This window comes from Streptomyces sp. NPDC001843 (assembly GCF_042891955.1).
Taxonomy (GTDB): Bacteria; Actinomycetota; Actinomycetes; order Streptomycetales; family Streptomycetaceae; genus Streptomyces.
Map to the genome: position 1 here is coordinate 416,735 of NZ_JBIATQ010000003.1, position 23,743 is coordinate 440,477.

At 69.9% G+C, this 23,743-nt stretch carries 25 protein-coding genes and 1 pseudogene; 17 read left to right on the forward strand and 9 right to left on the reverse strand.

Annotated elements, in window-relative coordinates; translation table 11 throughout:
• Positions 1 to 74: 74 nt before the first annotated feature.
• The 7 genes from ACFYZQ_RS10390 (at position 75) to ACFYZQ_RS10420 (ending at position 6,361) form a co-directional block, all read left to right on the forward strand.
• Positions 75 to 1,916, forward strand: a complete 1,842-nt coding sequence (locus ACFYZQ_RS10390; protein ID WP_389144229.1) for an acyl-CoA dehydrogenase — start codon at positions 75 to 77, stop codon at positions 1,914 to 1,916.
• Between the two features lie 88 nt (positions 1,917 to 2,004).
• Entirely contained in the window at positions 2,005 to 3,303 is a 1,299-nt protein-coding gene (locus ACFYZQ_RS10395) for a M18 family aminopeptidase (protein ID WP_389144232.1), read from the forward strand.
• A gap of 107 nt (positions 3,304 to 3,410) precedes the next feature.
• Positions 3,411 to 3,698: a hypothetical protein gene (locus ACFYZQ_RS10400; RefSeq protein WP_389144235.1), complete on the forward strand. Its 288-nt coding sequence runs from the start codon at positions 3,411 to 3,413 to the stop codon at positions 3,696 to 3,698.
• Between the two features lie 155 nt (positions 3,699 to 3,853).
• Positions 3,854 to 4,474: a TIGR03086 family metal-binding protein gene (locus ACFYZQ_RS10405; RefSeq protein WP_389144238.1), complete on the forward strand. Its 621-nt coding sequence runs from the start codon at positions 3,854 to 3,856 to the stop codon at positions 4,472 to 4,474.
• 59 nt (positions 4,475 to 4,533) lie between these two features.
• Positions 4,534 to 4,791 (forward strand): DUF6458 family protein, encoded by a 258-nt coding sequence (locus ACFYZQ_RS10410; protein WP_389144241.1) that lies wholly within the window; start codon positions 4,534 to 4,536, stop codon positions 4,789 to 4,791.
• Between the two features lie 306 nt (positions 4,792 to 5,097).
• Complete coding sequence (locus ACFYZQ_RS10415) at positions 5,098 to 6,141, forward strand: glycosyltransferase (protein ID WP_389144752.1); 1,044 nt, start codon at positions 5,098 to 5,100, stop codon at positions 6,139 to 6,141.
• Between the two features lie 55 nt (positions 6,142 to 6,196).
• On the forward strand, positions 6,197 to 6,361 hold the full coding sequence (locus tag ACFYZQ_RS10420; RefSeq protein ID WP_388792685.1) for a hypothetical protein: 165 nt from the start codon (positions 6,197 to 6,199) through the stop codon (positions 6,359 to 6,361).
• Here ACFYZQ_RS10420 and ACFYZQ_RS10425 read toward each other — a convergent pair.
• From ACFYZQ_RS10425 to ACFYZQ_RS10435, 3 genes are read right to left on the reverse strand one after another with little or no spacing between them, the layout of a single operon-like run.
• Complete coding sequence (locus ACFYZQ_RS10425; RefSeq protein WP_389144243.1) at positions 6,358 to 8,205, reverse strand: thioredoxin-like domain-containing protein; 1,848 nt, start codon at positions 8,203 to 8,205, stop codon at positions 6,358 to 6,360. The two genes, ACFYZQ_RS10420 and ACFYZQ_RS10425, sit on opposite strands and share 4 nt — an antisense overlap.
• A 30-nt stretch (positions 8,206 to 8,235) precedes the next feature.
• On the reverse strand, positions 8,236 to 9,714 hold the full coding sequence (locus tag ACFYZQ_RS10430; protein WP_389144246.1) for an ATP-binding protein: 1,479 nt from the start codon (positions 9,712 to 9,714) through the stop codon (positions 8,236 to 8,238).
• A gap of 41 nt (positions 9,715 to 9,755) precedes the next feature.
• Positions 9,756 to 10,163: an ATP-binding protein gene (locus ACFYZQ_RS10435; protein ID WP_389144248.1), complete on the reverse strand. Its 408-nt coding sequence runs from the start codon at positions 10,161 to 10,163 to the stop codon at positions 9,756 to 9,758.
• A 227-nt stretch (positions 10,164 to 10,390) separates the two neighbouring features.
• Here ACFYZQ_RS10435 and ACFYZQ_RS10440 point away from each other — a divergent pair, with 227 nt between their 5' ends.
• Together ACFYZQ_RS10440 and ACFYZQ_RS10445 are read left to right on the forward strand one after the other, a co-directional pair.
• Positions 10,391 to 11,236, forward strand: a complete 846-nt coding sequence (locus ACFYZQ_RS10440) for a helix-turn-helix domain-containing protein (protein WP_389144251.1) — start codon at positions 10,391 to 10,393, stop codon at positions 11,234 to 11,236.
• A gap of 9 nt (positions 11,237 to 11,245) precedes the next feature.
• The gene (locus ACFYZQ_RS10445; RefSeq protein ID WP_389144254.1) at positions 11,246 to 11,428 is read left to right on the forward strand and encodes a DUF397 domain-containing protein; all 183 of its coding nucleotides are present in this window, start codon (positions 11,246 to 11,248) and stop codon (positions 11,426 to 11,428) included.
• A 25-nt stretch (positions 11,429 to 11,453) separates the two neighbouring features.
• Here the strand turns inward: ACFYZQ_RS10445 and ACFYZQ_RS10450 are convergent, their stop codons facing one another.
• The gene (locus ACFYZQ_RS10450) at positions 11,454 to 12,317 is read right to left on the reverse strand and encodes a calcium-binding protein (RefSeq protein WP_389144257.1); all 864 of its coding nucleotides are present in this window, start codon (positions 12,315 to 12,317) and stop codon (positions 11,454 to 11,456) included.
• A 220-nt stretch (positions 12,318 to 12,537) separates the two neighbouring features.
• On the opposite strand from ACFYZQ_RS10450, the gene ACFYZQ_RS10455 reads away from it, so the two are divergent.
• Positions 12,538 to 13,029 (forward strand): LURP-one-related/scramblase family protein, encoded by a 492-nt coding sequence (locus tag ACFYZQ_RS10455; protein ID WP_389144260.1) that lies wholly within the window; start codon positions 12,538 to 12,540, stop codon positions 13,027 to 13,029.
• On the opposite strand, the gene ACFYZQ_RS10460 is transcribed toward ACFYZQ_RS10455, so the two are convergent.
• Positions 13,030 to 13,848: a carbon-nitrogen family hydrolase gene (locus ACFYZQ_RS10460; RefSeq protein WP_389144267.1), complete on the reverse strand. Its 819-nt coding sequence runs from the start codon at positions 13,846 to 13,848 to the stop codon at positions 13,030 to 13,032.
• Positions 13,849 to 14,028: 180 nt separating this feature from the next.
• Here ACFYZQ_RS10460 and ACFYZQ_RS10465 point away from each other — a divergent pair, with 180 nt between their 5' ends.
• Positions 14,029 to 14,853, forward strand: a complete 825-nt coding sequence (locus ACFYZQ_RS10465) for a maleylpyruvate isomerase family mycothiol-dependent enzyme (protein WP_389144271.1) — start codon at positions 14,029 to 14,031, stop codon at positions 14,851 to 14,853.
• Positions 14,854 to 14,935: 82 nt separating this feature from the next.
• On the opposite strand, the gene ACFYZQ_RS10470 is transcribed toward ACFYZQ_RS10465, so the two are convergent.
• Entirely contained in the window at positions 14,936 to 16,246 is a 1,311-nt protein-coding gene (locus ACFYZQ_RS10470; RefSeq protein ID WP_389144274.1) for a nitrate/nitrite transporter, read from the reverse strand.
• Complete coding sequence (locus ACFYZQ_RS10475; protein WP_389144276.1) at positions 16,243 to 16,917, reverse strand: GntR family transcriptional regulator; 675 nt, start codon at positions 16,915 to 16,917, stop codon at positions 16,243 to 16,245. The genes ACFYZQ_RS10470 and ACFYZQ_RS10475 overlap by 4 nt, the downstream gene beginning before the upstream one ends.
• Positions 16,918 to 17,151: 234 nt before the next feature.
• On the opposite strand from ACFYZQ_RS10475, the gene ACFYZQ_RS10480 reads away from it, so the two are divergent.
• The 3 genes from ACFYZQ_RS10480 (at position 17,152) to ACFYZQ_RS10490 (ending at position 19,159) form a co-directional block, all read left to right on the forward strand.
• Positions 17,152 to 18,054 (forward strand): D-alanyl-D-alanine carboxypeptidase family protein, encoded by a 903-nt coding sequence (locus tag ACFYZQ_RS10480; protein ID WP_389144278.1) that lies wholly within the window; start codon positions 17,152 to 17,154, stop codon positions 18,052 to 18,054.
• 89 nt (positions 18,055 to 18,143) lie between these two features.
• Positions 18,144 to 18,695 (forward strand): RNA polymerase sigma factor, encoded by a 552-nt coding sequence (locus ACFYZQ_RS10485; RefSeq protein WP_389144281.1) that lies wholly within the window; start codon positions 18,144 to 18,146, stop codon positions 18,693 to 18,695.
• On the forward strand, positions 18,692 to 19,159 hold the full coding sequence (locus ACFYZQ_RS10490; RefSeq protein ID WP_389144284.1) for a hypothetical protein: 468 nt from the start codon (positions 18,692 to 18,694) through the stop codon (positions 19,157 to 19,159). The genes ACFYZQ_RS10485 and ACFYZQ_RS10490 overlap by 4 nt, the downstream gene beginning before the upstream one ends.
• Here the strand turns inward: ACFYZQ_RS10490 and ACFYZQ_RS10495 are convergent.
• Positions 19,150 to 20,058 (reverse strand): alpha/beta fold hydrolase, encoded by a 909-nt coding sequence (locus tag ACFYZQ_RS10495; RefSeq protein ID WP_389144287.1) that lies wholly within the window; start codon positions 20,056 to 20,058, stop codon positions 19,150 to 19,152. The two genes, ACFYZQ_RS10490 and ACFYZQ_RS10495, sit on opposite strands and share 10 nt — an antisense overlap.
• Positions 20,059 to 20,292: 234 nt before the next feature.
• Here ACFYZQ_RS10495 and ACFYZQ_RS10500 point away from each other — a divergent pair, with 234 nt between their 5' ends.
• Entirely contained in the window at positions 20,293 to 20,544 is a 252-nt protein-coding gene (locus ACFYZQ_RS10500; RefSeq protein WP_389144290.1) for a WXG100 family type VII secretion target, read from the forward strand.
• 147 nt (positions 20,545 to 20,691) lie between these two features.
• Positions 20,692 to 20,877 (forward strand): annotated as a pseudogene (locus ACFYZQ_RS10505) (contact-dependent growth inhibition system immunity protein); the annotation flags it as partial.
• A gap of 44 nt (positions 20,878 to 20,921) precedes the next feature.
• Here ACFYZQ_RS10505 and murJ read toward each other — a convergent pair.
• On the reverse strand, positions 20,922 to 22,574 hold the full coding sequence (gene murJ / locus ACFYZQ_RS10510) for a murein biosynthesis integral membrane protein MurJ (protein ID WP_389144293.1): 1,653 nt from the start codon (positions 22,572 to 22,574) through the stop codon (positions 20,922 to 20,924).
• A gap of 150 nt (positions 22,575 to 22,724) precedes the next feature.
• Here murJ and ACFYZQ_RS10515 point away from each other — a divergent pair, with 150 nt between their 5' ends.
• Positions 22,725 to 23,681: a Bro-N domain-containing protein gene (locus ACFYZQ_RS10515; RefSeq protein ID WP_389144296.1), complete on the forward strand. Its 957-nt coding sequence runs from the start codon at positions 22,725 to 22,727 to the stop codon at positions 23,679 to 23,681.
• Positions 23,682 to 23,743: the final 62 nt, after the last annotated feature.

A 23,743-nucleotide genomic window follows, 5' to 3' on the forward strand; every position in this document is an offset into this window, starting at 1 on the left:
CGTAGCCACTTGTTGGTACGTGAACCAGATGCGAGGAGCCAGTGCCTCGCCGAGTCCTATACGGAGCCGTCACCATGGGGCACTACAAGTCCAATCTCCGCGACATCGAGTTCAACCTCTTCGAAGTGCTCGGCCGCGACAAGCTCTACGGCACCGGCCCGTTCGAGGAGATGGACACGGACACCGCCAAGAGCGTTCTGGAGGAGCTGACCCGCCTCGCCGAGAACGAGCTGGCCGAGTCCTTCGCGGACGCCGACCGCAACCCGCCGGTCTTCGACCCCGAGACGAACACCGCGCCGGTCCCGGCGTCGTTCAAGAAGAGCTACAAGGCCTTCATGGAGTCGGAGTACTGGCGTCTCGGCCTGCCCGAGGAGATCGGCGGCACGACCGCTCCCCCGTCCCTGATCTGGTCCTACGCGGAGCTGATCCTCGGCGCCAACCCGGCCGTGTGGATGTACTCCTCCGGCCCCGCGTTCGCCGGGATCCTCTTCGACGAGGGCAACGAGGTCCAGAAGAAGATCGCCCGGATCGCGGTCGAGCGGACCTGGGGTTCGACCATGGTGCTCACCGAGCCCGACGCGGGCTCCGACGTGGGCGCCGGCCGTACCAAGGCGATCCAGCAGGAGGACGGCTCCTGGCACATCGAGGGCGTGAAGCGCTTCATCACCTCCGGTGAGCACGACATGGAGGAGAACATCCTCCACTACGTCCTCGCGCGTCCCGAGGGCGCCGGCCCCGGCACCAAGGGCCTGTCCCTCTTCCTCGTCCCGAAGTACCTCTTCGACTTCGAGACCGGCGAGCTCGGCGAGCGCAACGGCGTCTACGCCACCAACGTCGAGCACAAGATGGGCCTGAAGGCCTCCAACACCTGCGAGATGACCTTCGGCGACCGCCACCCCGCCAAGGGCTGGCTGATCGGCGACAAGCACGACGGCATCCGCCAGATGTTCCGCATCATCGAGTTCGCGCGGATGATGGTCGGCACGAAGGCGATCTCCACGCTGTCCACCGGCTACCTCAACGCGCTGGAGTACGCCAAGGAGCGCGTCCAGGGTCCGGACCTGGCGAACTTCATGGACAAGACCGCGCCCAAGGTCACCATCACCCACCACCCGGACGTGCGCCGCTCCCTGATCACGCAGAAGGCGTACGCCGAGGGCATGCGCGCCCTCGTCCTCTACACCGCCTCGATCCAGGACGCGATAGCCGTCAAGGAGGCCGCCGGCGAGGACGCCTCCGCCGAGCACGCCCTCAACGACCTGCTCCTGCCGATCGTCAAGGGCTACGGCTCCGAGAAGGGCTACGAGCAGCTCGCCCAGTCGCTGCAGACCTTCGGCGGCTCCGGCTTCCTGCAGGAGTACCCGATCGAGCAGTACATCCGCGACGCCAAGATCGACACCCTGTACGAGGGCACCACCGCGATCCAGGGCCAGGACTTCTTCTTCCGGAAGATCGTCCGCAACCAGGGCGCCGCGCTGAACTCCCTCGCCGAGGACATCAAGAAGTTCCTCGCGCTCGGCACCGGCGGCGAGGAGCTGGCGGGCGCCCGCGAGCACCTGGCCAAGGCCGCGGTCGAGCTGGAGGCCATCGTCGGCCTGATGCTCACCGACCTCGCGGCCACCGAGCAGGACGTCAAGAACATCTACAAGGTCGGCCTCAACAGCACCCGCCTGCTGATGGCCTCCGGTGACGTCGTCGTCGGCTACCTGCTGCTCAAGGGCGCCGCGGTCGCCGCCGAGAAGCTCGAGACGGCTTCCGCGAAGGCTGTGTCTTCCAAGGATGTGGCGTTCTACACCGGCAAGATCGCCGCGGCGAAGTTCTTCGCGGCCAACGTCCTGCCGGGCGTCACCCTGGCCCGCAAGGTGGCCGAGGGCGTGGACCTGGACCTGATGGAGCTGGACGAGGCCGCGTTCTGATCCGGCCGTCCCGTCCTTCCTGAACAGTCACGAGGGCCCGCTCCCGGTAAGGGGGAGCGGGCCCTCGTACGTCGTTAAGGTGAAGACTATGAGCGCACCCTCCCGCTTCGACCGCGGCCACACCGACGACCTGATGTCCTTCCTCGCGGCGAGCCCGTCGCCGTACCACGCCGTGGCGAACGCCGCCGAACGGCTGGAGAAGGCCGGCTTCAGGCAGGTCGCGGAGACGGACGCATGGGACGGGACGACCGGCGGCAAGTACGTGCTGCGCGGCGGCGCCATCGTCGCCTGGTACGTCCCCGAGGGCGCCGCCGCCCACACCCCGTTCCGGATCCTCGGCGCGCACACCGACTCCCCCAACCTGCGGGTCAAGCCGCAGCCGGACGCCGGGGCGCACGGCTGGCGCCAGGTCGCCGTCGAGATCTACGGCGGGCCGCTGCTGAACTCCTGGCTCGACCGCGACCTGGGGCTCGCCGGGCGGCTGACGCTGCGCGACGGCTCCACCCGCCTGGTCAACATCGACCGGCCGCTGCTCAGGGTGCCCCAACTGGCCATCCACCTCGACCGGTCGGTGTCGTCCGAGGGCCTCAAGCTCGACAAGCAGCGGCACCTGCAGCCGGTGTGGGGCCTCGGCGGCGACGTGCGCGACGGCGACCTGATCGCCTTCCTGGAGCACGAGTGCGGGCTGCCGGCGGGCGCGGTGGCCGGCTGGGACCTGATGACGCACTCGGTCGAGCCGCCGGCCTACCTCGGCCGAGACCGCGAGCTGGTCGCGGGCCCGCGCATGGACAACCTGCTGTCCGTGCACGCGGGCGTGTCCGCCCTGGCGGCCGTCGCCGGCTCCGGTGAGCCGCTGCCCGCCATCCCGGTACTGGCCGCCTTCGACCACGAGGAGAACGGCTCCCAGTCGGACACCGGGGCGGACGGGCCGCTGCTCGGCACGGTGCTGGAGCGTTCGGTGTTCGCGCGCGGCGGCGGTTACGAGGACCGGGCGCGCGCCTTCGCCGCCACCGTCTGTCTGTCCTCCGACACCGGTCACGCGGTCCACCCCAACTACGCGGAGCGGCACGACCCGACGCACCACCCGCGCGTCAACGGCGGCCCGATCCTCAAGGTCAACGTCAACAACCGCTACGCGACGGACGGTTCGGGCCGGGCCGTGTGGGCCGCCGCCTGCGAGAAGGCGAACGTCCCCTTCCAGAGCTTCGTCTCCAACAACTCCATGCCCTGCGGCACCACCATCGGCCCGATCACCGCGGCCCGGCACGGCATCCGCACCGTCGACATCGGCGTGCCCATCCTGTCGATGCACAGCGCCCGCGAACTGTGCGGCGCGGACGACCCGTACCTGCTGGCGAACGCGCTGGGGGCGTTCCTGGAGGGCTAGGGGGGCGGGCGGCCGGTCAGGCCTCCGGACCGGGCCGCATCGGCCGAAGTCGCCCCAGCTCTCGCGCAAGCGGCCTCCGGCGCCGACTCGCGTGAGAGCATCCGTCCATGAGCAGCGGCCCGGAAGTGAAGGCTCTCGCGATCAACGTCACGATCCCGGAGGCGCTCCGCTGGACGGACACCCGACGCGGTGAAGTGTTCGAACTGACCACGCTCACTGTCCGGCTCCTCCCGGACGGCCACCTCGCCGCAAAGGCTTACGGCCGACCGGTCGGCGGCGGTCGCGGGGCATACGTCTCGTTCCCCGTCCCCGACAAACCCGAACTGGCGGCCCTGGTGGCCGAGGCGGCCGGCCGCGCCGGGGCACTGTGGGCCGCCCATCGCGGTCTCGGCTGAGGTTGTCGGCGTCGGCACCATGTGCCGCCCGCCGGCATTGCCCCTGACCGCCGGACAGGCCGCCGACGGCCCGCGGTTCCGCGCCCGCGTCCACGACAGGCTCGACGACACCCTCACCGCCACGGCCCGACCTCTCCGCCGAGACCGGAAACGAGATGAGCACCGTGACCTCAGTGATCGACCGCATCGACGCCGCCCTCGACATGGCACACGGCATCGTCGAGACCACCACCCCCGGCCAACTCCAGGCGCCGTCCTTCTGCCCGGGCTGGAACGTCCGCTTCGAACTGAACCACCTGGTGGGCGGCATGCACATCTTCGCCGCCGAACTCACCGGCACCGACGCCGGCGCCGACCACCACGCCGACTGGCTGGGCACGGACCACCGCGCCGCCTTCACCACCGCGGCCGCCCTCGACCGCGCGGCCTGGCACCGCCCGGACGCCCTCGACACCACCGTGCGGCTGGGTTTCGGCGCCGTACCGGGTCCCACGGCGGCATTGGTCCACCTCACCGAGATCCTCGTCCACAGCGCCGACCTCGCCGTCCTCAACGGCCGGGAGGACCTCGTCGACCAGCGGCAGTGCGCGGACCTCCTGGCGACCATGCGCGCCATGGACTTCGACGCCTTCCGCCGCCCCGGAATGTTCGCCGCCGAACAGCGGGCCCCCGCGGACGCCGCCGCCCACCGGCGCCTACTGGCCTTCACCGGCCGCGACCTGGAAGCGGCGGCCCGCCCCGTGTCCGGGAACGGTCCGCGGCCGCATGCGGGTTGACAACGGGGGTACCCGCAGTTGCGGACCGGAACGGCCGGTCCGGACAGGAGGCGACAGCCATGGGCCTCGGCGGGTGCATCATCCTCATCGCCGTGGGAGCCATCCTCACGTTCGCGACCGACTGGCACATGAGCGGCGTGAACGTTCACCTGGTCGGTTTCATCCTGATGATCGTCGGGTTGATCGGTGTGGCGACGTTCAGCAGCATCGCGCGGCGCCGGCGGGTCGTGGTTCCGCCGCCGACGACCACGGTCGTCGAGGAGGAGCGGCACCACCATCACCACGGCAGCGGTTACACCGACGGGTACGGCGTCTAGATCACGGCGTCTGGATCACCACGTACGTCACGCACGGGACAAGCGGGCGCTCACGGACAAGCCGCGACATGCGACGACATCCTTGAGCATTCCGTTACCGGAACCATCTTGTCGGGTTGTGTGGAAGTCGTGAACACTCGGGCTCACTGAAGGTCTTGAGGGGACGGCGCCGAGCGCCCCTGCCCCCCGGTACCACGACGGGGGGCTCCCGCTGTGTTCCACCTGGCCGCACCGCCCCGGCACGTGCCGCGGCACGCCGCCCGCCGCGCGCACGCCGCCGCGGAGGAACCGGCCGACAGCCCGCGCCTGGCGGCCCTCATCCCCGCTCACAACGAGCAGGACCGTATCGCCGCCGCGATCGACGGACTGTGGAAGCAGGCACGGCGCCCGGACCTGATCATCGTCGTCGCCGACAACTGCACCGACGACACCGCGACGATCGCCGCCGCCCTCGGAGCCCAGGTCTTCCACACCCGGGGCAACACCCACAAGAAGGCGGGCGCCCTGAACCAGGCCATCGCCTGGGTACTGCCGCACCTGGACGACCGGGACCTGCTGCTGGTGCAGGACGCCGACACGGTCCTCAACCCGTGGTTCACCGAGACCGCCATGGCCACCTTCAACCGCAAGGTCGGCGCCGTGGGCGGCGTCTTCTACGGTGAGGACGGGGGCGGGTTCCTCGGTCTGCTCCAGCGCATGGAGTTCCACCGCTACGCCTGGGAACTGGACCGCTCCGGCGGCAAGGCCCAGGTACTCACCGGCACCGGGACCATGTTCCGGGCCCGGGTGCTGCGCGAGGTACGGGCGGCGCGCCGCTCCGGCGTGCTCGGTGGCGGCAACGGCTACTACAGCCTCGCCTCGCTCACCGAGGACGACGAGATCACCAAGGCGGTCAAGACCCTCGGCTACCGCACCATGTCACCGGCCGGCTGCGCCGTCACCACCGAGGTCATGCCCACCCTGGCCAAACTGTGGCACCAGCGGCTGCGCTGGCAGCGCGGCGCCCTGGAGAACCTCCGCGACTACGGCTGGACCCGGGTCACCGCCCGCTACTTCCTCCAGCAGTTCCTGATGGGGTTCGGCGCGCTGTCCTTCCTCGTCTACCTGACCTTCGTGACCACGTACACGGCGCTGTACGGCTGGCCCGGCCTGTCGCCGTTCTGGACCGCGATCGGCCTGGTCTTCATGGTCGAGAAAACCGTCTCCGTACGCCGCGCCGGCCCCCTGGCGGTCCTGGTCGCGGTGCTGATGATCCCGGAGATGCTCTACGACCTGTTCCAGCACGCCGTCTACTTCTCCTCGCTGTGGGGCCTGTTGCGCCGCAGCGAACAGAAGTGGGTGGCCACCTGAAACCGCCGCCCCCCACGGCCAACCTCGTATCAACCGCTCCAAGGAGAAGAAGGACATGTACGGAAGAGTGATAGGCGCCGGCACCACCGGCGCCTCGGGCGCAACGCTGGCCGCGACCGGCCTGTGGATGAACAGCATGGCGATGATGGTGGCGGCCACCACGCTGGTGGCCGCCGGGGTGGCACTGTTCAAGCTGGCGCCGCGCCCGCGCCGCCGCTAGTCGGTCGAGTCCGGCTGCCCCTCGTCCATCCCCGCGAGGACGAGCGGCAGCCGGTCCGCGCCGCCCTCGGTGAGACGGACCGGGACTCCCCAGTCCTGCTGGTGGACGTGGCAGGCGGGGTACTCGTTCGCAGGGTCGTCGTCGCACGACGCCGCCATCGCGGAGACGTGCAGGACGCCCTCGGTGATCCGCGGGTCGAGTTCCAGCGTCCGGGACAGGTCCGTGTCCGCGCCCTCACCCTTCAGCAGCAGCTCGGGCGGGGTGGAGGAGACCAGCAGGCGGGTGGAGGGCCCGTAGCGGGTGTCGAGCTTCTGCCCCGCGGGGGCCTGGAAAATGACGTCCAACCGCAGTGCGCCGGGGGCGACTTCGGTCGCCGCACGCTGGGTGCGGTGGGCGACGGACTCCACCCGCACCGCCTCCTCGGGCAGCCGCAGCCGGGTCAGCCGGTGCCGGGCGGACTCCACGACCACGATGTCCTCGCCGACGAGCACGGCGTCGCTGGGCTCGCGCAGGTCGGTGGCGAGGGTGGTGACCTCCCCGGTGGCAGGGTCGTAGCGGCGCAGGGCGTGGTTGTAGGTGTCGGCGACCGCGACGGAGCCGTCCGGCAGCGCGGTGACACCCAACGGGTGCTGGAGCAGGGCCTGTTCGGCGGCGCCGTCGCGGTGCCCGAAGTCGAACAGCCCGGTGCCGACGGCAGTGTGGACGCTGCCGTCGAGGTCCACCCAGCGCAGCGCGGAGGTCTCGGAGTCGGCCAGCCACAGCCGGTCGGCGGTCGCCGCGAGCCCGGACGGCTGCGCGAACCAGGCCTCGGCGCCCGGCCCGTCCACCAGCCCCTCGTTGGTCGTACCGGCCGTGACGGCGACGGTGCCGTCGGCCGGGTCGTACGCCCACAGCTGGTGCACCCCGGCCATGGCGATCCACACCTTGCCCCCGAAGACCGCCACGTCCCAGGGGGAGGAGAGGTCGACCTCGCGGGCCGGACCCGAGGTCGGTGAGCCCTGCCACCACTGCTTCCCGGTACCGGCGAGGGTGGTCACCTCGCCGGTGCCCAGGTCGAGGCGGCGCAGGGCGTGGTTCACGGTGTCGGCGACGACCACGGCCGCCCCGTCCTCCAGCAGCGCAAGCCCCTGCGGCTCACTGAAGGAAGCGTCCTCGGCACTCCCGTCGGCGAACCCGCGCCCGCCGGTGCCGATGCGCCGCACGACGGTCTCCCCGTCCGCGTCCAGCTCCACCAGCTGGTGCCGGGTGGTGTCGCTGACCAGGAAGTTCCCGCTGGGCAGCAGCAGCGCCTTGCCGGGGAAGCGCAGGCTCGTCGGCTGCGGCTCCGGCGCCACGTACGGCCCGTCGCCGCGCCGCAGGGTCCCCTTCGCCTCGTGCTCGGCCTCCAGCTCGGTCACCAGCCGCTCGATGGCGTGCGCGTGCCCCTCACCGGCGTGCTGCGCGACGACGTACCCCTCCGGGTCGATGACGACCAGCGTCGGCCATGCCCGCACGGCGTACTGCTTCCAGGTCGCCAGCTCGGGATCGTCGAGCACCGGGTGCTCCACCCCGTACCGCTCGACGGCGTCCACGACCGCCTGGTGCTCGGCCTCGTGCACGAACTTCGGGGAGTGCACGCCGATGATCACGACGGTGTCCCGGTGCTTCTCCTCCAGCTCGCGGAGCTCGTCGAGGACGTGCAGGCAGTTGATGCAGCAGAACGTCCAAAAATCGAGGATCACGATACGTCCCCGCAGGTCAGCGAGGCTGTACTGCTGTCCCCCGGTATTCAGCCAGCCCCCCTTGCCGACCAGCTCGGGGGCACGGACACGGGCGCGGCGGGGTGCGGGTGAGGCGGCGTTCATGCTGTCCAGGGTGCCATGGCCGGTCGCGCCTCATTCGCCCTGGTAGAGCCGGTCGAGGCCGACGAGCTGAATGGTCGGGTCGGCGTCGGCGAGCGTGCGGAGTTCGGCGGTAAAACCCGCGCCGCTGAAGCAGAGGAGCCGGGCGGCGGGGCTGTGCGAGCCGAAGCGCCTCTGCAGGAGTTCGCGGACGCGGCGGAGACGGTCGAGGTGGCCGACGCCCATGGGGTCGTTCCACTTGGCCTCGCCGATCGCAAGCAGCGTCTCCCGTCCGTCGTCCGCGCGGCCGAACACCGCCAGGTCGACCTCGTGGCTCGCCTTGGCTCCGGGGTCCGCGACCGTTCCCGACTCAACACGAGTGCGTTGTCCGCCCAGGGTCTCCACGGAGGCGTACCAGCGGGCCCACGTACGGCAGACCTGCTCGAAGTGCGGGCCGACGACCTTGCTGCGGAACGTGGACTGCGAGCGCTCCCAGACGTCCGCCGCCTGTCCTGGGCGCTCCAGGTCGCTCCACTCCGGGCGCATCAGGGCGTAGTGGAAGGTCAGGATTGGTTCGGCGATCCGATAGGCGGAGCGCTTGCCGTGGAAGGCGTCCGGCTCACGCATGATCATGCCGGTGTCCTCCAGGACCGTCAGCGCGTGGCCGAGGTCGGTGGATTTCCTCTCCAAGAAGCTCGCGATGCCGCCCCGGGTGTGGTTGCCCTGAGCGATGGCGGCGAGAACGCCGTGGTAGAGCGCGGTGTCACGCAGGTCCGACTCTTCGGCGAGCAGGAAGCGGGCCTCGCGGAAGAGGGGGCGGCCGGGATTGAGGACGTTGCGCAGTATCCAGGGGCCGAAGTCGTCCAGGTCGGTGGGAGAGTCGCCGAGGACGAACTCCCGGCCGTACGCGGGAGTGCCGCCGACGACCGAGTTGACCAGCAGGGCCAGGCGGGGATCCTCGATGCCCCAGAAGCGGGCCGCGAGCCGGTAGTCGAGCGTCGGCACGACCAGTTCGAGGCTCGCCCGGCCGCGCAGCGGTGCGGTGCCGGAGAGCAGGTTGCCCATGAACGACAGCGCCGAACCGCACAGCAGCAGCCGGACCGGCCCGCCCTCCCGGCGCCCTTGCGGGCCGAGGGCCCGCTGGAGGAGCGATGGCAGTTCGGGCGAGGCCTTGACCAGGAAGGGGAACTCGTCCAGTACGACAGTCAGCGGGCCGGTCTCGGCGGTCGCCAGCCGCATCATCGCCTCGACCGCCTCGTCCCAGTGGGCGAAGTGATAGGGCGTGCGCCGCCCCTCGAAGCGGGCCACCGCTGTGCCGAACTGGCGCAGCGACTCAGCCTCGGTCGCTTCGCTCGCCGCGAAGAAGAAACCTCCGGTGGCTCGGCAGATGGCGTCGAGGAGGAAGGTCTTGCCCTGGCGTCGGCGGCCCGAGACCACGCCGAGTGTTGCCTCGGGCCCCTGGTAGGTCGCGTAGCGGACGAGCTCGGACCACTCGAAGTCGCGGTCGAACATCGTCTCGGGTCTGACGATCATAGTGGCTCCTATAAGGGGTGCACTTATTATAGATACACTTCTCATTCCCTGAGGTCGAACCACACCGCCTTCCCCGCTGGGCGTGGCGGGCCGGCGTACGGAACGTCCGTGGCGTGGCCCCAGCGACCCCCGGTGAGGGCGTCCACCAGGTGCAGGCCCCGGCCGCCCGTCTCCCAGGTCTCGGGGGTCAGTCCCCTCATCACCGGCGGGCTCTCGTCCCCGTCGTACACGACCACCCGCAACCGCCCCTCGTCGACCGCCAGCCATAGCGCCGCGCCGTCGCCCTTGGCGTGCACGCAGGCGTTGGTGACGAGTTCGGAGGTGCAGAGGGTCGCGTCGTCCACGAGTTCGTCGCCGAGTCTCAGCTCACGGAGGACGGAGGCGACGAAGTCGCGGGCGATGCGGGGGGAGGCTTCGAGGGGAGGGCAGAAGAGGGCGTAGGAGTGCATGGGGATCAACTCCGGTGATGTGAGGGGTTGTTCATGTGCAGCCACGTTGCTGTCCGACGCCCCGGCTGTCGACGGGCCAGGGTGGCTCTTCCAACGAGGACAAGACATGCGGAAGTTGCGTATGAGTGACCGTGAGGGCACTCTCCGTGAAGTACGCCACGACCATAGCGACTCAGCCTGATACCACTCAACCAAACCGGAAAAGTACGACAAACAAGGAGAACACCATGCCGCCGAGAGCCAACCCCACCGCACGCCAAGGGCGACTCGGCGCCGAACTCCGCAAGCTGCGCGAGGCGGCGGGCATCGAGTCGCGGGACGCCGCCGCCTTCCTCGGCGTGAACCAGACCCAGATCAGCCACATCGAATCCGGCCGGTTCGGGATCAGCGAGCAGCGGTTGCGCAGATTGGCCGGGTTCTACGAGTGCGATGACAGCCAACTCGTGGACGCGTTGGTCGATATGGCAGCGCCGGGCTTCAAGGGCTGGTGGGAGGAGTACCGCGGCGTCATGCCGCCGACGGCACTCGACCTCGCCGAGCTGGAGCATCACGCGACGTACGTCTACGTATTCGAGCTGATGCACATTCCGGGAGTTCTTCAGACCGAGGACCACGTACGTGCGGCCACAATGTTCGTCGCACCTAGCTTGCCGGAGGAGGACCGAGAGACCCGTGTCTCGTTCCGTATGCACCGCCAGCAAGTAATCGCGTCGGGGACGCCGTACGACGTGATCATCCACGAAGCCGCACTACGGATGCGCGTGGGTGGCTCCAAGGTCGCCCGCGCCCAGCTCGAGCATCTTCTTCAGGCATCCGACAGGGAGTCGGTCACCCTTCGCGTCATCCCGTTCGCGGCCGAGGGATTCGCTGGAGCGGGTTTTCCCATGCAGTACGTTGGCGGGGTCGTACCCCAACTCGACACCGTGCAGATCGACACGCCACACGGCGCCGAGTTCATCGACGCCGCAGCGCGGCTGAACCGATACCGAACCCGGAGCGAGGTCATCGACAAGGCGGCGCTTCCACAGGATGCTTCCCTCGACCTCATCCGCCGTATCGCCCAGGAACTTTGAAGGAATCCCGTGCCTGAAATCCTCCGTTGGCAGAAGTCGTCCTTCTCCGGAGGCGACGCCGACACGAACTGCCTGGAGATAGCCGCCGCCACCCCCACCACCCTCCAGCTCCGCGAGAGCGACGAGCCCGCCACGATCCTCACCCCCACCCCCACCGCCCTCCACGCCCTGCTCACCGCGCTGAAACAGTGAGCAGGGCGGCAGCCGGGCCGCGCGGTCAGTCCTGGTGGACCACGTCCCTGCCGGGGCCGCCGGAGAGGGCGTCCCTGCCCGGGCCGCCGTACAGCTTGTCGTCACCGCTGTTGCCGTAGAGCTTGTCGTTGCCGGCGTTGCCGTACAGGGCGTCGTTGCCCTTGCCGCCGTAGAGCGTGTCGTCCGCGCTGCCGCCGTAGAGCTTGTCGTTGCCGTCGTCACCGGACAGGTACTGGCTTCCGGAGCCGCCGTAGAGCACGTCGGCGCCCTTGCCGCCCTGGATGATGTTGTCGCCGCCGCTCGCGTGGACGGTGTCGTTGCCGTCGCCGCCCCAGGCCAGCCCCTCCGCGCCGACGGTGATGTCGTCGTTGCCCGCGTCGCCGGAGACGTAGGCGCCGTCGAGGCTGCCGGAGTCGGTCGCCTTGTCGTTGCCCGCGCCCAGGGAGATCTCGGCGTAGAAGTAGACCTGGTCGGTGGCGTTCTTGTACGCGACCGTGTCGTTGCCGTCGCCGAGGTTCATGACCAGCGCGGCGTACGGGTCCTGGCTGTCCACGTTGGTGACCGTGCAGGAGACCTTCGTGTGGTCCGTGCCGACGGGGTAGGCGCAGTCGTGGCCCGCGCTGATCGGGACGACGTCGTCGATCACGTAGGTGATGCCCGTCCGGTCGGCGGTGAGCGCCGCGGTGACGGTGGCCTTGTTGGCCTGGCCGGCGGCGGCCTTGTAGGTGAGCTGCCAGTCGGACGGGTTGACCGACGCGGTGGCCGGCGACGGCGCGGCACCGGCGGTCGTGGCCAGGGCGAAGGGGACGCCCAGGGCGGTGCCGAGGACCAGCGCCACCGCCGGGACGGCGCGGGACATCCGGCGGCGTACGGAAGGACGAGAGGGCATTGCGGGGCCTCCAAGAGAAACGTGCGGATCGTTTGCGACTTACGCAGCGTTCGACGCGTGGCCAATGCCTCTGGTTGGGCAACTCACTTGCAGATACCGGAAGTTCAGCTGTGGGACACCCCGCCGCCAGAGGGATTCCGGGACCCCGTCAGCGGACCGGTCTCAGCCCATCGGCGTACCGGCGGCGTTTCGGACCGGCCCCCGGGGAAGCGCTGTCGGTATGAGATTCCTCGTACGCGACAGGATCCTCGGCATCGGTGACGACTACTGGATCGAGGACGACCACGGCAACAGGGTGTTCCTCGTCGACGGCAAGGCGATGCGGCTGCGGGACACGTTCGAGCTGAAGGACACCCAGGGGCGGGTCCTCATCGACATCCACCAGAAGATGCTCTCGCTGCGGAACACCATGGTGATCGAGCGGGACGGCGAGCCGCTGGCACGGATCAAGCGCAAGCGGCTGTCCCTGCTGCGCAACCACTACCGGGTGTCGCTGGCGGACGGTACGGAACTGGACGTCAGCGGCAAGATCCTCGACCGCGAGTTCGCCGTGGAGTACGACGGTGAGCTGCTGGCGGTGATCTCCCGGCGCTGGCTGCACCTCCGGGACACCTACGGCGTGGACGTCGTACGGGAGGACGCCGATCCGGCGCTGCTGATCGCGGTGGCGGTGTGCGTGATCCACCTGGCGGAGCAGGAGCGGGAGGACTGATCAGCGGCGCGGCGGTTCCAGGCCCAGGACGCGGTCCTTGAGCGCCGGGAACTGCTCCCGCGTCACGCCCACCCTCGCCGGGTCGAACTCCACCGTGAGCACCTCCTCGCCGACGCCCGCCTCGGCCAGTACCTCGCCCCACGGATCCACCACGATCGAGTGACCCGCCTGGGGAACCCCGGCGTGCGTCCCGGCCGTGCCACAGGCGAGCACGAACGCCTGGTTCTCGACCGCCCGCGCCTGAGCCAGCAGCGTCCAGTGCGCGCGGCGGCGCTCGGGCCAGCCCGCCGGGATCACCAGGGTCTCCGCGCCGGCGTCGACCAGGGCACGGAACAGTTCGGGGAAGCGGAGGTCGTAGCAGGTGGCCAGGCCCACCGTGGTCTCGGGCAGACGGGCCGTCACGAGGTCCCGGCCCGCGCCCATCAGCACGGCCTCGCCCTTGTCGAAGCCGAAGCGGTGGATCTTGCGGTAGGCGGCGGCCAGATCACCGGAGGGGGAGAAGAGGAGGGACGTGTTGTAGAGGGGGCCTTCACCCGCGGCTGAGCCGCTGTCGGATGCAGTGCGTTCGGGGATCGAGCCCGCGTGCAGCCACACGCCCGCGTCGCTCGCCGCCTTCGCCATCGCCTCGTAGGTGGGGCCTTCGAGCGGCTCGGCCTGCCGTTCGAACTCCTCGAACGCGAAGGCACCCGTCGTCCACAGTTCGGGCAGCACGACCAGGTCCGACCCGGCCTGTTCCCGGACCAGCGCGGCCGCCCGGAGCCGCCGGTCTTCGACCGGTTCGTCCTCGTTCACGGCGATCTGGATCAGCGAGGCGCGCACACTACCACCGTCCTGGCATTCGAGCCGTTCATACCGGGCCTACGATCGTCACACGAAAGCACTGCCGGGGTGCCTCTCAGCAGCGTAACTTAGCGTTCCAAGACACCCGCCGACAGCCACGTCCCGCTGGCAACGCCGCCACAACCTGCCCGTGTACCGACCGCCGAGGGGTCCCGTTCCGTGAGTCTGCATCCCACCCTCCAGCCCTACGCCGACGCCTGGACCCACTCGATCGAAGCGATATCCGAACTGGTGCAGCCGCTCGTGGAGGGCGAGTGGAACCGGCGGACCCCCTGCCCGGGCTGGTCGGTCCGCGACGTCGTCTCGCACGTCATCGGCATGGACTGCGAGATGCTCGGCGACCCGCGCCCCATCCACTCACTGCCGCGCGACCTGTTCCACGTCGTCACCGAGCACCAGCGCTACATGGAGCTGCAGGTCGACGTCCGCCGGCACCACACGGCGCCGGAGATGACCTCCGAGCTGGAGTACACGGTCATCCGCCGCAACCGCCAGCTGCGGGGCGAGTCCCGCGACCCCGGCCACAAGGTGCGCGGCCCGCTCGGCAAGGAGATCACGCTCGAGGAGTTCATGCGCATGCGGGCCTTCGACGTGTGGGTGCACGAGCAGGACCTGCGCGCGGCCCTGGGCCGGCCCGGCAACCTCGACTCTCCCGGTGCGTACGTCGCCCGGGACCTGCTGCTGGAGGCGCTGCCCCGCGTCGTCGCGAAGGACGCGGACGCTCCGCGCAGTTCGGCGATCATCTTCGACGTGCACGGGCCCGTGGAGTTCCTGCGCACCATCCGCGTCGACATCCAGGGCCGCGGCACCCTGGAGGCCACCCCCGCCCTCGGCCCGGCGGCCATCCTCACCCTCGACTGGGAGACGTACTTCCGCCTGGCCTGCGGCCGTGTCTCCCCGGACGCGGTGGCCGACCGGGTGAAGTCGGAGGGCGACCCCGATCTCGCGGCGGCGATCCTGCGGAACTTCGCGGTCACCCCGTAAGCGGCGCAGGGAGCCGGGCCGACCGGGCCGGGGGGGGCGAGGGGGCAGGGCTCAGCGGCCCCGCGTGCCCCGCGGGGGTCCGTCAGGCGGCGGGCACGTGCACCGTCTCCACCCGGCTCGCCACCAGCCGCTCCCGCTCCCGCTTGGCCGCCCGGCCGCGGAGGCGGAGGATCTGGGTGACGCCGAGGGCCTGGAGGACGAAGACGGCGGAGAAGGCGACGGTGTAGTCGTCGCCGGTGGCGTCCAGCAGGACACCGATCGCGAACAGAGTCGTCATCGAGGCGACGAAACCGCCCATGTTGGTGATTCCGGAGGCGGTGCCCTGACGCTCCGGCGGGTTGGCGGGGCGGGCGAAGTCGAAGCCGAGCATCGACGCGGGGCCGCAGGCACCCAGCACCGCGCACAGCACCACCAGCAGCCACATCGGAGCGTGGTCGGCCGGGTAGGCCAGGGTCGCCGCCCACAGTGCCGCCGTCGCCGCGACCGTGCCCAGCGCCAGCGGCAGCCGGGCGGCGTGGTGCCGGGCGACGACCTGGCCGTAGACAAGTCCGACCACCATGTTCGACAGGACGACCAGGGTGAGCAGTTCACCCGCCGTGGCACGGGTGAGGCCCTGGGCCTGGACGAGGAACGGCAGGCCCCACAGCAGCAGGAACACCATCGCCGGGAACTGCGTGGTGAAGTGCACCCACAACCCCAGCCGCGTGCCCGGCTCCCGCCAGGAGGCGGTTATCTGCCTACGGACGTAGACCGCGCCCTGGTGCCGGGAGGGCTCCGGCTCGCAGCCCTCGGGGTGGTCCCGCAGGAAGAGCAGCACCAGCACCAGGACGACCGCGCCGGCGACCGCGCTGCCCGCGAACGCCGGGGTCCAGCCGACCCCGTGCAGCAGCCGGGCCAGCACCAGCGTGGAGACCAGGTTGCCGGCCATCCCGGCCAGCCCCGCGAACTGCGCCACCTGCGGCCCGCGCCGGGCCGGGAACCACCGGGTGCCCAGCCGCAGCACGCTGATGAAGGTCATCGCGTCACCGCAGCCGAGCAGTGCGCGGGAGGCGAGCGCCGTGCCGTACGAGGGCGAGAACGCGAAGCCCAGCTGCCCCACCGTGAACAGCGCGGCGCCGATGCTCAGCACCTTCTTGGTGCCGAGCCGGTCGACGAGCAGGCCGACGGGTATCTGCATGCCCGCGTACACCAGCAGCTGCAGGATCGAGAAGGTCGACAGCGCCGAGGCGTTCACATGGAAGCGGTCGGCCGCGTCCAGCCCGGCGACGCCCAGGGAGGTACGGAAGATGACCGCGACGAAGTAGACCGTGACGCCGATCGACCACACGGCGACGGCGCGCCGGCCGCCCGGCGGGTCACCCGGAAGGGTGGTGTGGGCACTCGTCACGCTCATCGGACCTCTCCCCGGGCGAGATGCGAGAACCAGCTCACATGCCGGTGCACGACCCCCACCGCCACCTCCGCGTCGCCCGAGCGCAGCGCCTGCAGTATCTCCTCGTGCTCGGCGAGGGTCTTGGCGATCCGGTCGGGGTGGGAGTGCATCACCGCGACACCCATCCGAAGCTGACGGTCGCGCAGCTGGTCGTAGAGGCGGGAGAGGATCTCGTTGCCGCCGCTGCGCACGATCTCGGCGTGGAAGCAGCGGTCGGTGACCGCGGCCGCGGCCAGATCACCGGCGGCGGCCTGCGCCTTCTGCCGCGCGAGCAGTTCCTCCAGCCGCTCGATGAGCCCGGACGGGGCGGGTACGGCCTTGCGGGCGGCGTGCTCCTCGACCAGCAGCCGGGTCTCCACCACGTCGGCGATCTCCTGCGCGGAGACCGGCAGCACCAGCGCGCCCTTCTTCGGGTAGAGCTTGATCAGCCCCTCCGCCTCCAGCCGCAGCAGTGCCTCGCGGACCGGCGTGCGCGACACCCCCACGGCCTCTGCCAGCTCACCCTCGGTGAGCAGGGTGCCGCCCTCGTAACGGCGGTCCAGGACACCCTGCTTGACGTGGCTGTAGACACGGTCGGCGGCGGGCGGTTGCTTCAGGGGTGCGGGGGGTGCGGCGGACGGCACGGAAGGCATGCGCACATCTTAGATACAACGCGTACGCATGATCCTCGACCGTCCAGGATGCGGACCCCGCGTGTCCCGTCGGCACCGCGGGCGTCACCTATCTCACAGCCGGAATACGGAAGTCCCCCGAGAAGCCGCACAACCATGTGTGCTACTTACGTGTCAGACACGTGCGGCCCCACTCCTGTGCCACCTCAACTCGGCCGCATTATCTAGGGCATTCGAGACAATCGGGGTATTTACTTGATTACCGGCATTAAGGGCATCCGTATTCGCCGAGCCGCCGCCGTCGCCATCACGTCCGGCGCCATGCTCGCCACCGGAGCCCTCACCGCGGCACCCGCGCAGGCCGTCACCGCGCCCTCGATCGTGGCCAAGGGCGGGTACGTCATGAACAACGCCAACGCCGCGACGCTGTACACCAAGGCCGCGGACACCCAGCGATCCACCGGCTCGACCACGAAGATCATGACCGCGAAGGTCGTGCTCGCGCAGTCGAACCTCAACCTCGACGCCAAGGTGACGATCGCGAAGGAATACAGCGACTACGTCGTCAGGAACAACGCCTCCCAGGCGCACCTGATCGTCGGCGACAAGGTGACCGTCCGCCAGCTCCTGTACGGCCTGATGCTGCCGTCGGGCTGCGACGCCGCCTACGCGCTGGCCGACAAGTACGGCACCGGTTCCACCCGTGCCAAGCGTGTGGCGAACTTCATCGGCAAGATGAACACCGCCGCGAAGAACCTTGGCCTGACGCACACGCACTTCGACTCGTTCGACGGCATCGGCAACGGCGCCAACTACTCGACGCCGCGCGACCTGACGAAGATCGCCAGCAGCGCGATGAAGAACTCCACGTTCCGCACGATCGTCAAGACCAAGAAGTACACGGCCAAGACGATCACCAAGACCGGCAGCACTCGCACGATGCCGACTTGGGAGAACACCAACACGCTGCTCAGCAGCTACAGCGGCACCATCGGCGTGAAGACCGGCTCCGGCCCCGAGGCGGGTGCCTGCCTCGTCTTCGCCGCCACGCGCAACGGCAAGACCGTCATCGGCACGGTCCTGGCCTCCACCGACTACGCGCAGCGCGCGAAGGACGCCACCAAGCTCCTCGACTACGGCTTCGCCAAGCTCGGCTGACGCCCACTCCGGAAGAACGGGCCCGTCGTCCACACGACGGGCCCGTTCTTCTGCGTTCCGGGACTCCCCTCGCATAGCCTGATGCCGACATGCGCGTCCAGGGGGAGGGTGAAGGCGGCGCCGATCCGTGGGAAGCGGCGGCCGCGCTGGTCCGGGCGGCGCAGAGCGGGGACGCTCTGGCCATGGACGAGCTGCTGACGCTGGTGACGCCGTACGTGACACGGCTGTGCGGGCCGATCGCACCGGTGGACACCGCCGACGCGGTGCAGGAGGCGTTGGTGGCGGTCTTCAAGGGCGTGCGCGGACTGCGCGATCCGCTGGCCTTCTACGGCTGGGTGCGTACCGTCACAGTTCGCGAGGCGGTACGGGTCGCGCGGCGTACGGCGGTCGAGAAACCGGCGGATCCCGACGACCTGGCACGGCTCGGAGAGCTGCGGGCCGGTTCGGACGGGGAGTTGCCGACGGACGTGCGGGACGTGCTCGCGCGGTTGCCGGTCCGGGACCGGGCGGTCCTGGTGCTGCGCGAGCTGGAGGACCTTGACGAGCGCGCCGTGGCCGATCTGCTCGGCATAGCCCCCGGCACGGTCAAGTCCCGGCTGCACCGGGCCCGTGCCTCGTTCCGGAAGGCGTGGTCGCGGTGAGTGGCGAGCTGGACGATCCGGTGCTGCGGCTGCGTGTGCTGGCCGCGGGACTGCACGCCGGTATGTACGCCGAGGAGCACATCGCCCTGCCGTACGAGCGTGTGTGGGCGGTCGCCTCCGACCTGTCCGGAGAGCTGCCCCGTCTGGTGGGCTTCCTGCGGGAGTTCCGTGTCCCCCCGGGCGACGCCGACCGTGCGCGCGCCCTGGCCGTGGGGCGTTCGGGGCTGACCGAGTCGTTCGAGGTACGACTCTCCCCCGGCTGGTGCCTGATGCAGTCCCGCCTGGTGGTGGGCGGCATGGCGGCCCTGCCGGAAGGCGACGGAACACGGTTCGCGGTCCTCGGCGCGACGCGTCCCACCGCCCTGCGGCCGGTCCAGTGGCTGTACGGCCGCCTGCTCGGCGAACGGCGCGGGAAGGCCTTCGTGCGCCGGGTCGCCGAGCGGGCGGCGCCGCGTCAGCGCTGAGCGGGCCCCGTGAACAGTTCGCCGATCGCTTCGGCGACCACCCGCGGGCGTTCCTGGGGGAGGTAGTGTCCCGCGCCGGGCACGAGCCGCACGGTCACATCATCGGCGTACGGTTCGGCACCCGCCAGCAGCGAGGCCGCGATCACCCTGTCCCGCTCGCCACCGAGCAGCAGGGTGGGCACCGTCAACCGGTGCCGGCGCCAGGTGCCGCGCAGCAGGGCGGGGATGTCGTGCAGCACGTACTGCCAGAACAGCGACTGCCCGGCGTGCGCGGCGGCCGAGGTGGCGGCGGCGTACTCGGCGAGTTCCGCCTCCTGCCAGACGGCGGGGTCCGCGACCTGGTGCCGCAGGAGGAAGCGGGTGAAGCCGGGCCGGTGCCGCAGGACGGCCCGGCCGAGCACCGGGTACTCGACGCACGCGGTGTACCACATCCGCCACAGGTTGGGCAGGACCGCCCGATGCCGGGGCCAGGGGTGGGACATGTTCAGCGCCAGGTAGCCGACGAACCGCTCCGGCGCCCGCAGGCACAGCCGGAACCCCAGGTGGGCGCCCCAGTCGTGGCCGACCAGACCGACCCGCTCAAGACCCAGCGCGTCGAGCAGCCCGAGGGCGTCCTCGACCAGTGCGTCCATGTCGTACCCGCGCGGCGTCCCCTCCGACCAGCCGAACCCCCGCAGGTCCGGACAGATCAGCCGGTGCTGGTCGGTGAGGAGGGCTGCGACCTTGTGCCAGGCGTACCAGTGCTGCGGAAAGCCGTGCAGCATCAGCAGCGGCTCACCGGAGCCGCGCGCGTACTCGGCGACGTGCAGCCTCGCGCCCCTCACCTCCAGCCAACGATGCTCGGCACGCGTGCCCTTCGGCATCGGCCGGTCGGACCCGACCACGATGTGCGGTGCCACGAGTGACCCCTCTCAAGCCGGCGCGGTCCCCCACCGGGCCCGCATCGCAGGGTCAGGAGCCCCGGCCGGGACGAAAGGTTCCCCGGACTTTCCCGGAGGTGTGGACACCAGCCATGCCGGTTGCGGCCGGGCTGCCGGACACCGTGTGATGACTCGGTGACGAGCACCAGCTCCGATTCCGAATAACCGTACGATGACAGCCGGTTGCAACCGTGACGGGGGGATACCGCACGTATGAATGCTCAGCAGGGTGGAGGGCCCGATCTCAAGGTTTCCGATTCCGGGCTGAAGAAGCTCGCGGATGACCTGCACGACATGCAGGATCACCTGAACAGGCAGGTCAGGCGCATGGACGGGCTCGTGGGCCAGGTAGAGGCCGGGTGGCGCGGGCCCGCAGCGACCGCATACCGCGAGTTCCACCGGGCGGCGGCCGAGGACGCGGTACGCATCCGTCGGAACCACTCGAGCCGCCGTTCAGCGTCGTGACGTCCATGCCGGTGAACTGAGAATTTCCCTGAGGGAAACACCTTGCTGTCCTTCACATGGTCCGCCTTTGACAGAGGCCCGGTGGCCAGAGTCTTCGATCTCGCGATCATGTGCCAGGAATCCGGGCAGAAATATGCACTCACCGACGAACTTGTGGCCTTCGTACGGTTGGTGCGCTCGTCCAACGAGCTCCTCACCTTGGCTCTCGACGAGTCCGACTACGCCCAGGCCGTTGCCGAGCTGGGCATGGAGGTCGACCCGCCCGCGCCGTACTCACCCGGTGGCTGGCTGGCCGCCGTCGCCGATCGGCTCGGCCTGCCGACGGCCGGCTAGGGCCTGTCCGGCGGATCAGGCCGCAGGAAACGGACGGTGGGCGTTCAGCCCAGGCCGGGCAGCCGGCGCAGTTCGCCGACCTTCAGCAGACGGCCGAGCAGGAGGTAGACGACAGCCAGGGCGAGCGTCCCCGCGAGGGTGGCGAGGGCCGTCGGCACGGTGCCGTGACCCAGGGCGGTGCCGCAGGCCCGCGCGGCCGCCCAGCCCGCCCCCGCCGCACAGGCTGAAGCGGTCACCAGCTTGATGTAGGTGACCCGCACGGTTCCGTCGTCGAGCCGGCCGCTCGCCTTCCTGGCCAGCAGACGTGCGGTGAGGGCGAGCCCGACCAGGTAGGAGAGGGAGTAGGCGCCTGCCATGCCGGTGACCGCCCAGCGGGTGGGCAGCAGCAGGTGACAGGCGGTGACGAGGGCGATGTTCCACGCCCCGATCCACACCGACATCAGGAACGGCGTACGGGTGTCCGCGAAGGCGTAGAAGCCGCGGAGCAGCAGGTACTGGGCCGAGAACGGGATCAGGCCGAGACCGAACATCTGGAGCATGTGGCCCATCGGTCGGGCGGAGGCCGCGTCCCCGGCACCGTGCGCGAAGATCAGGTTGGTGATCTGCGGCCCCAGCGCGAGGAAGAGGAAAGCCGTCGGCACGATGACGACCCCGCTGATCCGCAGCGCCCGGGACAGATCGGCGCGCAGGTCGGTGATCCGGCCCTCGGCGACGGCCTTGCTCATGCGCGGCAGCAGTGCGGTGACCAGGGAGACCGTGACGATGGACTGGGGCAGCAACCAGATGGTCTGCGCGTAACTGTACGCGGTGTAACCCACGCCGGAGTTCTGCAACTTCTGGTCGGCGGCGGCGGCGAAGCGGGTGACCACGGCGAGCGCGACCTGGTTGGCCAGGACGAAGAGCAGGGTCCACTTGGCCGCGTGGACGCCGGACCCCAGTCCCGTACCGCGCCAGTCGAAGCGGGGACGGAAGCGGAAGCCGGCGGCGCGGGCGAAGGGGATCAACGCGAGGGCCTGGACCGCGATGCCGACCGTGGTTCCGACGCCGAGCCAGCGCACCTGCGTGTCGGTGATCTTCGCGACCGAGTCCGGCACGGTCATCAGGCTCAGATAACCGCCGAACATGGCCAGGAGCACGACGTTGTTGAGCACCGGCGTCCACATCATCGCGCCGAACTTCTCTCGGGCGTTGAGGACCTGTCCGTAGATCGAGAAGAGGCCGTAGAAGAAGATCTGCGGCAGCAGGAACCGGGCGAAGACCACGGTGAGCCGGAACGCCTGGTGGTTGTCGGGAGTGTCCGACATGTAGATGCGCACGATCAACGGCGCCGCCCACACCGCGAGCGCCGTGCCGACGGCCAGCACGGTGACGACCAGGGTCACCAGACGCTGCTCGTAGGCCTTTCCGCCGTCGGGATGGGTCTTGCGGGCCCGCACGAGTTGCGGCACGAGGACGGCGTTGAGCGCGCCGCCGATCAGCAGTGTGTACAGGCTGGTCGGGACGGTGTTGGCGGTGTTGTACGTGGTGGCCAGCAGCCCATTGCCGAGCGCCGCGCCCTGCAGAGCCGTCCGGATCAGCCCGGTCGCCCGGGAGACGACGGTACCGACCGCCATGAGCGCGGAGGAACGCGCGAGTCCGCCTTTCTCCTTGTCACGCCGTTTGGCGTGCCGCGCTCCGCTGTTTATCCCCGTCACCATGCGTTCAAGATACGGCAGTTGAGATCAGGGGTGTTCAACTCCCTTCCTGCAAGCGGAATCCTCGATCTTCGCTCGCAATTGTGAATATCAAGGCTCCAGTTGGCATATTCGATTTGCTCCGCTCTACGTTCCGCAGCGGAGGTGGTTCACATGATCGAACCAAGCAAGCGACGCGACGCCGCCGAACGGCGGGACGCGATCGACGTCAGCGACTTCGTCTACGCGGCGACCGGCGCCCGGGTGCGCCGACTGACGATGCCGGACGGGAGCCATTGGTTTCCGGCGGTGGATGTCTGCAAGGAGCTGGGGCACACCAACCCGCAGAAGGCGCTCTCCGACCATGTCCCGGAAGAGCATCGAGAGAGTCTCGAGACCCTAACTGGAGGTTACGGTCTCAGCATTCCCGCAGGTAGGGAGTGGCGTCGAGACCTGAATGTCATCTCTCTCCAGGGTCTCATCCGCCTCGTCCAGGCATGCACGAAGCCCACCTGCGAGCCCTTCAAGCAGTGGGCCGCCGAAGTGATCGAGACAGTTCAGCGGGAGGGTTCCTACTCTCTCGAAGAGGCCGAGGTGCAGCCCCTCGACCCGACCGCGCCGGTCGCGTACGCCATGCCGGAGCAGGTCGCGGAGGCCATCGTCCGGCTCGAGGCGCACAACCTTCAGCTGGACGAGCAGCTTGCTAACGCACAGCAGGAATCCCTCGAACTGCAAAGGGAGATGCTGGCCACCCAGAAAGCCACCCTCGCCGTGCAGCAAGCCATGGTCCGGGCGATGGAACGCATCGCGGACCGGCTCGACGCTCTCGCCCTCGAACGTCGGGCGCCCGGTGGTCGTCTCACGGTGCTGCCCACCACGGAATCACTGCTGGCCGACTGGCGGCACCGGCTGTCCGTGACGGAGGACGTGTGGACGGTGGCCGTGGTGATCGCCCCGGTCCTCGTCGAGCAGGGTGAGCTCCGCGAACCGCTCGAATCGATCGCGGCCCGTACGGGGCTTCCGGTGCGCCGCGTCAACGAGTGCCTGCGCCTGCTGCAGAAGCACGCCTGCATCCGTTCACAGGGTGCGGCGGAGTCCGGGGCGCCGGTGTACGTGCTCAACCAGGCCTGAGTAATCCCGGGAGCAGGGCGGAGGGGGCGGTCGCAAGACGAAGTTGCGGCCGCCCCCTCCGG